Below are 11722 nucleotides of genomic sequence, written 5' to 3' on the forward strand. Positions count from 1 at the left end.
GAAGGCCGCCCGGCAGATGGTGCCTGGCATTCGATCGAGGTGGCTGTGGCGAACGACGCTGTGTCGGACATCGCTGTATCGAACGACGCTGTATCGAACGACGAAGTGAAGCTTCTGACCTACCTCCGTCGCGCGACGACCGATCTGCGCGAGACGCGGCAGCGGCTGCGCGAGGCCGAGGAGCGGGATCGGGAGCCGATCGCCATCGTCGGCATGGGCTGCCGTTACCCCGGCGGGGTCGACTGCCCGGAGGCGTTGTGGCAGCTGGTGGCCGAGGGCCGCGACGCCACCTCCGAGTTCCCCGCGGACCGGGGGTGGGACCTGGACGCGCTCTATCACCCCGATCCGAGCCGCAGGGGGACGAGCTACACCCGCCGCGGCGGGTTCCTGCTGAACGCTGCCGACTTCGACGCGGCCTTCTTCGGGATCAGCCCCAACGAGGCGATGGCCACGGACTCCCAGCAGCGTCTGATGCTGGAGACCTGCTGGGAGGCCGTGGAGACGGCCGGCATAGATCCAGGCTCGCTGCGCGGCAGCCGCACGGGCGTGTTCGCGGGCGTGGTCTACAACGACTACGAGCTGACCGCCCCCGAGGATCCGGGCGAGCTCGAGGGCTACCTGATCAACGGCAGCTCCCCCAACATCCTGAGCGGGCGGGTGGCCTACGCGCTCGGCCTGCAGGGCCCGGCGATCAGCGTCGACACCGCGTGCTCCTCCTCAATGGTGGCACTGCATCTGGCGGTGCGTTCACTGCGCGGCGGCGAGTGCTCGCTGGCGCTGGCCGGCGGCGTGACCGTCATGTCCACCCCGCAGATCTTCGTCGAGTTCAGCCGGCACCAGGGGCTCTCGCGCGACGGGCGGTGCAAGGCGTTCTCCGACGACGCGGACGGCACCGGCTGGGGTGAGGGCGTCGGGGTCCTGGTCCTGGAGCGGCTCTCCGACGCGCAGCGCAACGGCCACCGGGTGCTGGCCCTCGTCCGGGGCACGGCGGTCAACTCCGACGGCGCGAGCAGCGGCCTGACCGCACCCAGCGGTCCCGCACAGCAGCGGGTGATCCGCGAGGCGCTGGGCGCCGCCGGACTCACCGCCGACGACGTGGACGCGGTGGAGGCACACGGGACCGGCACCCGTCTGGGAGACCCGATCGAGGCTCAGGCGCTGCTGGCCGTCTACGGCCGCGGCCGAGCCGCGGACCGGCCCCTGTTCCTCGGCTCGCTGAAGTCGAACATCGGGCACGCGCAGGCCGCGGCGGGCGTCGGCGGGGTGATCAAGATGGTGCAGGCGATGCGGCACGGACTGCTGCCCCGCACCCTGTATGCCGAGACTCCGTCCACCGCCGTGGACTGGTCGGCAGGACGGGTCCAACTGCTCACGGAGGCGGTGGACTGGCCGCGCTCGGCACGACCGCGGCGGGCGGGGGTCTCGAGCTTCGGCGTCAGCGGAACGAACACGCACGTCGTGCTGGAGGAGGCTCCGGCTTCCACGTCCGCCGACGACGCGCCCGAACCGCGCCGACCGGGCCGACCGGGCCGACTTCGTTTCCCGCTGCCCGTCATCGTGTCGGCGGCGTCCGAAGCGGCGCTGCGCGACCAGGCCACCCGGCTGCGGGCCCGGCTCGATCAGGCCCCTGACACTTCCGACCACCCTGACACCGGCCTGCTGGACGTTGCTTTTTCGCTGGCGACCTCGCGGGCGGCGCTCGCGTACCAGGCCATTGTGATAGGTGAGGACCGGAACGGGATCCACGCCGGGCTGGACGCGCTGTCGAGCGGTGACGATAGTGGCACGGCCGTGGTCCGAGGCACAGTCCGGCCGGGTCTGACGGCGTTCCTCTTTCCCGGCCAAGGGTCCCAGTATCCGGGCATGGGCCGTGACCTGGCCGAAGCGTTCCCCGCGTTCGCTGCGACGCTGGACACGGTCTGCGAGGCTTTCGGCCCGCACCTGGACCTCCCGCTTCGGGAAATCCTGGCCGCCGAGGACGGCTCGGAGCGTTCAGACCTGCTGGACCGGACCGAGTACACCCAGCCCGCGCTGTTCGCGGTGGAGGTGGCGTTGGCCCGGCTGCTGGAAAGCTGGGGCCTGGAGCCGGACCACCTCAGCGGCCACTCCATCGGCGAGATCGCGGCCGCGCAGGTGGCCGAGGTGTGGCCGCTGGAGGACGCCGCCGCGCTGGTCGCCGCTCGCGGACGGCTGATGCAGTCCGTGGTCGCGGACGGGGCGATGGCGGCGTTGCAGGCGAGCGAGTCCGAAGTCAGCACTCTGCTGGACGACCGGGCGACAGGCCGGGTGGCGATCGCGGCGGTCAACGGGCCGTCCTCGGTGGTCGTCTCCGGCGACCGCGCGGAGGTGCTGGAGATCGCCGAGCTTTTGGCGTCACGGGGCCGACGCGTGCGACGGCTGCGGGTCGGCCACGCCTTCCACTCGCCGCACATGGACGCCATCGCCGGGGAGTTCCGCGAGGCGGCGACGAAACTGCGAGCCTCGGCACCCCGGATTCCGGTGGTGTCCACCCTGACGGGACGTCCGCTGTCCGCTGCCGAGCTGGCCGATCCCGACTACTGGGTTCGTCAGGCACGGGAAGCTGTGCGCTTCCACGACAGCATGCTGTATCTGGCCGGTAAGGGAGTCGGCCGCTGGGTCGAGGTGGGGCCAGGTGGTGCGCTCACCGGCATGGTGCACGAGAGCCTCGGAGACGGCAGTTCGCGTCCACTGGCGGTGGACCTGATGCGCAAGGACCGTTCCGAGGCCCGAACGGTGGTCACCGGCCTGGCCCGGTTGCACGTGTCGGGTCTGCGCACGAACTGGTCGGCGTTCTACGCGGGCTCCGGCGCCGAACGGGTATACGACCTGCCGACCTACGCGTTCCAGCGCAGCAGGTTCTGGATGGGCACCGATCGGCGCCGGGGTGGCGGGGCCGAGGCTGGGATCGGAGCCGAGGGGTTCTGGCGGGCCGTCGAGCAGGAGGACACGGCCGGGCTGGCCGAACTGCTGCGGATGGACCGGTCACAGGGGCCTGCGTTGCTTGATGCCGTGCTTCCGGCGCTGTCCCGCTGGCACCGAGAGCAGCAGGCGAACGCGGTGCTCGACGGCCAGCGGTTCCACGTGGCGTGGGAGAAGGTGCCGACCGGTGCCGGCGACGCGCAAGTGCTCGGCCCGGGCTGGTGTGTGCTCGTGCCGGATTCCGTGGTCGGATCCGCGGACGGTCTCATCGCCGGGTTGACCAGTGGCGGCGCCCGGTTGGTGCGGGTCCCAGGGGATGTCTGCGATCCGGTCCGGCTCAGGCAGCAGCTCCGCGAGGGAAACAGCGAGCTGCCATACGCTGTGCTCTCTCTCCTGGCACTGGACGAACGTCCCGCCTCCGACCAGCCCTGGCTCTCAGCGGGCTTCAAGGCGACGTGCACATTGGTGGAAGCGCTGCGCGGCACTACGACCCGCGTCTGGTGCGCGACCATCAGCGACGCACTCTCGCAGGCCACGCTGGGGGGATTGGGCGCCGTACTGGCATCTGAGCAACCCGATCTGTGGGCCGGGTTGGTCGACCTGTCCCCCGAAGCCGACGCCGCGCAGTTGGCCGGGTTGGGCCGGCTCTTGGACGAAGGCACCGCGGAGAACGAGTTGGCGCTGCGGCCCACAGGGCTGTTCGCCCGGCGGCTGCACCGGGCACCGCTGGACTCCGGCGGCCCGCCGGATCGCGCTTGGACCCCGCGCGGGACCGTGCTCGTCACCGGCGGAACCGGAACGGTCGGCGGCCACGTGGCACGGTGGCTGGCCCGGAAAGGCGCCGCGCACATCGTGCTGGCCGGCCGGAGCGGTGACCTGGCGCCCGCTGCCGCGGCTCTGAAGGAGGAGATCACCGCGTCGGGCGCCGAGGTCACCTTTGCCCGGGTCGATGTGACAGACCGCGCGATGCTGAGTGAACTGCTGCGTACTCTGCCGTCGCAGCATCCGCTGACCGCCGTGGTCCACGCGGCGGGGTCACGCGCCGCCGCCAACGACGACGGCTCGGCGATGCGCGGTGCGGTGGTGCTGGACTCGCTCTTGGCGGACCGGGACCTTGACGCGTTCGTGCTCGTCACGGCGGCATCGGCGGTGTGGGGAGGTCCGGGTCGCGCGGCTGAGGCTGTCAGTGGTGCGTTTCTGTCCGCGGTGGCACGGCAGCGGCGGGAACGCGGCCTTCGGGCCTCGACGGTGGCCTGGGGCACTTGGGCGGCCGATGGCGTGCGAGCCGAACCTGACGGAGCGGGTCTGTATCGAGTCGCCTGGGTGCCGACATCGTCGGCCGCCTCCACCGCGTCTCCCGTCGGTCATTGCGCTGTGCTGGGTTCGGGAAGCGGGGTCGCCGATGTCCTGCGCACCGTTGGCATCCCGGTTCAGGAAGTCGTAGATCTCGCTTCGCTGCCGACGGTGCCGGACCTCCTGATACTGCCAGCGCCGATGGCAGGCTACGGACTCGACACGGTGGCGCGCACGCGTAGGTCGGTCGGCGCGCTCCTCGGCGTGCTGCGGCAGTGGCTGGACGACGAGCGGTTCGCCATGTCCAGGCTGGTCGTCGCCTTCCCCTATGACGGCGCCACCGGAGCGGCATCGGATGACGCGGTGGTCACCGGCGCCATGCGCGGCCTGCTGCGCTCGGCGCAGTCGGAGCACCCGGGCCGGATCACGCTGCTGGACTGGGAACAGGACACCACCGCTGCTCAGTGGCAGGCCGCGCTGGCCGACACGGAACCGGAGATCGCGGTACGGCGCGGCGCAGTATCCGTGCCCCGCCTGATACGCGCCGCGGCTGGTAGCGTCGGGAAGTTCTCATTCGCGGCGGGCGGCACGGTGTTGGTGACCGGCGGCACCGGCGGCCTGGGCGCGTTGACAGCGCGTCATCTCGTGCGGCGGCACGGCGTACGGCAGCTGCTGCTGGCCTCACGTCAAGGCCCTGATGCCGCCGGTGCCCGGGAGCTGAGAGCGGAGCTTGCCGCTCTCGGGGCGAACGCCGAGATCGTGGCCTGCGACGTGTCCGACCGTGCCCAGGTGGCCGCCGTGGTGGCGGCCGTCCCCGCCGAGCACCCGCTCATCGGCGTGGTGCACACGGCCGGCATACTGGACGACGCCACGTTCACGTCCTTGGATCCCGCACGGGTGGAGACAGCGTTGGCGCCGAAGGCGTACGCCGCGTGGCATCTGCATGAGCTCACCCGGGACCTATCGCTGTCGGCGTTCGTCATGTTCTCTTCTATGGCTGGCACGCTGGGCAATCCCGGACAGGCCAACTACGCGGCGGCCAACGCGTTCCTGGACGGCCTGGCCCGGTACCGGCAAGCCCACGGCCTCCCGGCGACCTCGCTCGCCTGGGGGGTGTGGGACGTCGACGGCGGCCTGAGCGGAAGGCTTTCAGTGGCCGACATCCAGCGGCTGAGTGCTTCCGGCCTGGTGCCGATGCCCGCCGACGACAACCTGGCGCTGCTGGACCTGGCGTTGACCGATTCCAGCTCCGCGGTCCTGCTGCCGCTGCGCCCGAACGCTGCGGCGCTATCAGCCCTCGGCGCCGATCTGTCCCCGGTCATGTCCGGCTTGCTGTCCGCGACGGCGATCGACAGACCTCTGGTTCCCGCGATCGCGGTCGAGGCGCTGGCCGCCGCAGCTGTGGCGGATGACCGGACTCAGCTGGTGGTCGGCGATCTCAACCCGGCCGCGCTCGCGGCGCGAAGCGCTTTCGGCGCGGGCCCGCTCTTCGCCGCGATCGTCGCCGAACATCACCGCTCGGCCGCGGGCGCCGCGGGATCTCCCGAGGGCCGATCCGCCGAGCCCTCGCTGCGGGAGCGCTTGGCGTCGCTGTCCGGGGACGGCGCGCGCGAGGGAGAACTGCTCAACGTCGTGCGCGGATGGACGGCCAAGGTACTCGGCCATGGGGACTCCGCGGCCGTGGATCCCGACCGCGCCTTCCACGACCTGGGATTCGACTCGCTCGCCGCGATCCAGTTCCGGAATCTGATCTCGGCGGAGACCGGGACAGCCTTTCCCGCATCCATCGTCTTCGACTACGCGACCCCGGCGGCCCTCGCCTCGCACGTGCTGGAGCGGCTGTTCCCGGAGTCGGCAGCGGCAGCGGCGGCGACCGGGGCCGGAGCCGTGCTGGCCGAGGTGGAGCGGCTGGAGGCGCTGGTGGCCGGCCTGCCGTCCGAGACGTTGACCGGTATCGCCGCGGATCCCGCCCGGGTGGCGAGTCGGCTCTCGGCGCTCGCCTCCCGCCTGACGGCGGCCATGAGCGCCGCCCAGCCCACGGCCGCGAACGCCGCGAACCCGTCAGCGGGGCTCGAGGAAGCGGACGCCGACGCGGTCTTCGCGTTCGTCGACAGGCAACTCGGCCGGTCCTGATCCGGAACGGCGTCGATCGGAAATCAGCGAGATGGCGGAAGTGGACAACGAAGCGAAGCTCCTCGACTACCTGAAGCGGGTCAGCACCGAGCTGGACCAGACCCGCGACCGGCTCCGGCAGGCCGAGCAGCGGGCCCGTGAGCCGATCGCCATCATCGGTATGGCCTGCCGGTTCCCCGGCAGGGTCGACAGTCCCGAAGACCTGTGGCGACTCGTCGATCAGGGCACGGATGCGGTGTCGAGTTTCCCCACCGACCGCGGGTGGGATCTGGACGCGCTGTACGACCCGGACCCCGACCACGCGGGGACCAGCTATGTCCGGACCGGCGGATTCATCGACGCCGCCGCGTTCGACGCCGGCTTCTTCGACATCTCACCCCGTGAGGCGACGGCGATCGACCCGCAGCAGCGGCTGCTGTTGGAGACCGCGTGGGAGGCGATCGAGCGCGCCGGTATCCGACCGGAGACGTTGCGAGGCGGCCGTACCGGCGTGTACGTCGGGACGAGCGGTCAGGACTACTGGGACGAGGTGGTCGCCGACGTCCCGGCCGAGTATGAGGGATATCTGGGCTTGAGTACGGCCGCTTCGGTGCTGGCCGGCCGGATCGCGTACACCCTCGGGCTGGAAGGCCCGGCGGTCACGGTGGACACGGCGTGTTCGTCGTCGTTGGTCGCGCTGCACCTGGCCGGGCAGGCCCTGCGCCAGGACGAGTGCGCCCTGGCCCTGGCCGCCGGGGTGAGCGTGCTGGCCACACCGGGGGCGTTCGTCGCCTTCAGCCGGCAGCGCGGCCTGTCCTCCGACGGTCGCTGCCACGCGTTCTCCGACGACGCCGACGGCACCGGCTGGGCCGAAGGAGTCGGAGTCCTCGTCCTGGAACGGCTCTCCGATGCGCAGCGGAACGGTCATCCGGTCCTGGCCGTCATCCGCGGCAGCGCGGTGAACCAGGATGGTGCCAGCAACGGGCTGACCGCACCGAACGGGCCGTCGCAGCAGCGCGTCATCCGACAGGCACTCACCAACGCCGGGCTCACAGCAGCCGACATCGACGCGGTCGAAGCCCACGGGACCGGTACCGCGCTGGGTGACCCCATCGAAGCCCAAGCCTTGATCAACACCTATGGACAGGGCAGGCCGGACGGCCGGCCGCTGTGGCTGGGCACTCTGAAATCCAACATCGGTCACACGCAGGCCGCCGCGGGCATCGCCGGCATCATGAAGATGACCGTGTCCATGCAGCACGGTGTGCTCCCCCGCACCCTCCACGTCACCCGGCCGACGACCAAGATCGACTGGACCGACGGCCACGTCAGGCTGCTGACCGAAGCCCAGCCTTGGCCGGTCGGCGACCGGCCCCGCCGGGCGGGTGTCTCCGCTTTCGGTGTCAGCGGCACGAATGCCCACGTCATCCTCGAGGATCCGCCTGCTCCTCAACCTCAGCTGCGACCGACGCCAGTCCCGACACCGTTCGAGCCCTCTGCGGTGCCGTGGTTGTTGTCGGCCAAGACCGCTGAGGGTTTGCGGGAGCAGGCGGCACGGTTCGCCTCGCACGTCAGCGCCCGCCCGGGATCGACGCCCGCGGACGTCGCCTGGGCTCTGGCCACCACTCGCACCCACTTCACTCATCGCGCCGTGGTGATCGGCCAGGACCGCGAAAGCCTGCTCGACGCCACCACCGCCTTCGCGCAGGGGACGCCCGCACCATCGGCGGTCGCCGGCGTCGCCCGCGCCGGCGGGAAGACCGTGTTCGTCTTCCCCGGTCAGGGTTCGCAGTGGGTTGGTATGGGACTGGATCTGCTCCAGTCCTCCCCGGTGTTCGCTGCTCGCATCGCCGCGTGCGATCAGGCTCTACGTCAGTACACCGACTGGTCCCTGCTCGATGTGCTCCAAGGCACCACCGACGCAGCGCCACTGGAACGCGTCGATGTGCTGCAACCGACCTTGTTCGCGGTCATGGTCGCCCTCGCTGACCTCTGGCAGGCCTGCGGCATCCGCCCCGACGCCGTCATCGGACACTCCCAAGGCGAGATCGCCGCCGCACACGTCGCCGGAGCACTCAGCCTCGATGACGCCACACGAGTCGTGGCCCTACGGGCTCAAGCACTCCAACAACTGTCCGGCCACGGCGGCATGGCATCCATCTCCCTGTCCGCCGACGCCACACGCGAACTCATCGCTGCCTGGAGCAATGATCTCTCCATCGCCGCGTTGAACGGCCCGGCCACCACCATCGTCTCCGGCGAAACCGAAACGCTCGACCAGGTACTCGTGCACTGCGAAACCACCGGCGTCCACGCCCGACGAATCAACGTCGACTACGCCTCACACTCGTCGCACGTCGAGACCATCCAAGAACAGATACTCAAGACGCTCACACCGATCACTCCACGCAATACCGAGATCCCCTGGTACTCCACCCTGCACAGCGCATGGATGACCGGCACCGAAGCCGACGCCACCTACTGGTACGACAACCTCCGCCACCCCGTCGCCTTCCACCCCGCCATACGCACCCTGATAGACACCAACCACCGCTACTTCATCGAGGTCAGCCCACACCCCGTCCTGACCACGTCCATCACCGACGCCGACGCCGCAGCCGTCGAAACCCTCCGCCGCGACCACGGCGACACCACCCAACTCACCACCGCACTCGCGCAGCTCCACATCCACGGCAGACCACTGGACTGGCAACCACTCCTCACGCCCGGACGATCCGCCGACCTCCCCACCTACGCTTTCCAACACCAGAACTACTGGCTCAAGTCTTCTCGCAACGCTCACAGCCTCTCGGCATCAGGGCTCGATCACAGCAGCCACCCGCTTCTGTCGGCGGCGCTGCCGCTGGCCGACTCCACCGGACTGGTCCTCACCGGCCGGCTGTCCACCGAGTCCGCCCCGTGGACCGTGGATCACGTCGTGGGCGGCGCCGTGCTGTTTCCCGGCGCGGGCTTCGCCGAACTCGCCCTCCACGCCGCCGCCCTCACCGGCGATGAGCACACCGTGGAGGAATTGACACTGCTGGCACCACTTGCGCTGCCCGCCCACGGCGGGACTCGGCTGCAGGTCCTGGTCGGCGCCGCTGCCGACGCCGCCCAACGCTCTATCAGCATTCACACGCGCGCCGAGACAGCCGACGCGGAGTGGGAGTGCCACGCCACCGGCTTCCTCGTTCCAGCGACCGAGACGGCTGTTCCCGACGAGCTCAGCACCTGGCCGCCCGTCGGCGCCAAAGCTCTTGACGTGACAGGGCTCTACGACCGACTCGCCGTCCGCGGATACGCCTACGGCGCCGCGTTCCAGGCGCTGCACGCCGCCTGGCGACACGGACAGAGCATCTACGCCGAGATCACGCTCGACGACCAAGCGGCTGATGAGGCCCGCGCCTTCACCATCCACCCCGCGCTCCTGGATGCGGCCCTTCACTCCGTCGCCCTCGACACCGAGACCGCGCACGACGACCCCGCCGGCACGATCCGGCTCCCCTTCGCCTGGAACGGCCTGCGTCTGCACACATCCGGTGCCACGGCTCTGCGCGTCCGCATGACCCCGACCGGCCCCGACGCGGTCACCCTCGAACTCGCCGATCTGGCGACCGGCGAACCGGTCGCCTCGATCGCCTCCCTGGTCACTCGGCCGACCGCCGCCACCACGGGTCCCTTCCGCTTCGACTGGTCCCCCGCGCCGATCGGCAAAGTGGGCGCGCTCGACACCGCCTCCGAGTGGTACGACGACCTGGACACGCTGCGCACCGCCACCGACCACGGCACCCCGGTTCCCACATGGGTGATCGTGCCTACGCACCCCGCGTTAGACGAGGTTCTGGCCACAGCCCAGGCCTGGATCGCAGACCCCCGCTTTGCCGCCTCCCGGCTCGTCCTCGTCACGGAGAACGCCGTCGGACCGCAGAGCGGTTCGTCGACGGACCAGGCGTCCGAACTCGCCGGGGCAGCGGTCTGGGGACTGATCCGCGCGGCCCAGTCCGAGCACCCCGACCGGTTCGTCCTGCTCGATGTCGACGACCGGCAGTCCCTCCCGCTCGCCGACGTCCTCGCCGCAGCAGCCAACGACGAGCCGCAACTCGCCGTGCGCAACGGAATCGTCCTCGCGCCCCGTCTCGTCCCGGTCGATCCGGACCCGGTCTCCACGCCGCCGGCCTGGAATCCTGACGGCACCGTGCTGATCACCGGCGGGACCGGCACCCTCGGCCGCATCGTCGCCCGGCACCTCGTGGACCACCACGGCATCCGCCACCTGCTCCTGGTCAGCCGCAGCGGCCCGCAGGCGGCCGACATCGACACCTTCGCCACAGAGATGGCAGGGGCAGGCGCCCACGTGACCATCGAAGCCTGCGACGTCGCCGACAAGGAAGCACTGGCCCGATTGCTCGGTACTGTGCCCCAAGAGCACCCGCTCACCGGCGTGATCCACGCCGCCGGAGTCCTCGACGACGGCGTCCTGACCGCCCTCACCCCAGAACGACTCCGCACCGTCTTCCGCCCCAAAGCCGACGCAGCCCGGAACCTCCATGCGCTCACACAGCACATGGACCTCACCGCATTCGTCCTGTTCTCCTCCGCTGCCGGCACCCTCGGCAACCCAGGCCAAGCCAACTACGCCGCCGCCAACGCCTACCTCGACGGCCTCGCCCGCCACCGACACACCCTCGGCCTGCCAGCCCTGTCCACCGCGTGGGGTTTGTGGGAACAAACCAGCACCATGACCGCCCACCTCACGGACACCCTCCAGGCCAGGACGACCACAAACGCGCTTCCCGCACTGACGACCGAGCGTGCCCTTAGCCTGCTCGACACCGCGCTCGCGAGCACCGAGCCCACCCTCACCCTCGTCGACCGGGTCCCCGTCAGCCCGCGCCGCACCGCGCGCTCCGGTCGGGCCGTGCCTGCCGGGACCAGCATCGTCACCCGCCTGACCGGTCAGACCACGGCCAGGCAGCACCAGCTCCTGCTCGACCTCGTCCGCACCCAAGCAGCCACCGTCCTCGGCCACACCACCACCGAACACCTCCCACCCGACCGCCCCTTCAAAGACCTCGGCTTCGACTCCCTCACCGCCGTCGACCTCCGCAACAGACTCACCACCGCCACCGGACTACGACTCCCCGCGACACTCGTCTTCGACTATCCGAAACCGCGATCGCTCGCCGACCATCTCGCCGAGCTGCTGCGGGGTGACGAGCCTGCCCCCGCAAGCGATGTCCCCGAGGAATCCGACCCCGACCGCTGGGGCCACATCGACGCCCTGGACGCCGAAAGCCTGATCAACCTGGCGTTGCACGGCGACACCGGCACCGGTACCAGCGCCGGTTTCGACGACGCCAGACGAGAGATGTGAGGC

The 11722-nt window shown here is 70.6% G+C and carries 2 protein-coding genes; both read left to right on the forward strand.

Annotated elements, in window-relative coordinates; genetic code table 11:
* Positions 1–105 precede the first annotated feature (105 nt).
* Positions 106–6366, forward strand: a complete 6261-nt coding sequence (locus tag ABIA35_RS36825) for a type I polyketide synthase (RefSeq protein ID WP_370361010.1) — start codon at positions 106–108, stop codon at positions 6364–6366.
* 40 nt (positions 6367–6406) lie between these two features.
* Positions 6407–11719, forward strand: a complete 5313-nt coding sequence (locus ABIA35_RS36830) for a type I polyketide synthase (protein ID WP_370361011.1) — start codon at positions 6407–6409, stop codon at positions 11717–11719.
* The last annotated feature ends 3 nt before the right edge of the window (positions 11720–11722 follow it).

The sequence above is a fragment of the Catenulispora sp. MAP12-49 genome (genome assembly GCF_041262705.1).
Classification (GTDB): domain Bacteria; phylum Actinomycetota; class Actinomycetes; order Streptomycetales; family Catenulisporaceae; genus Catenulispora.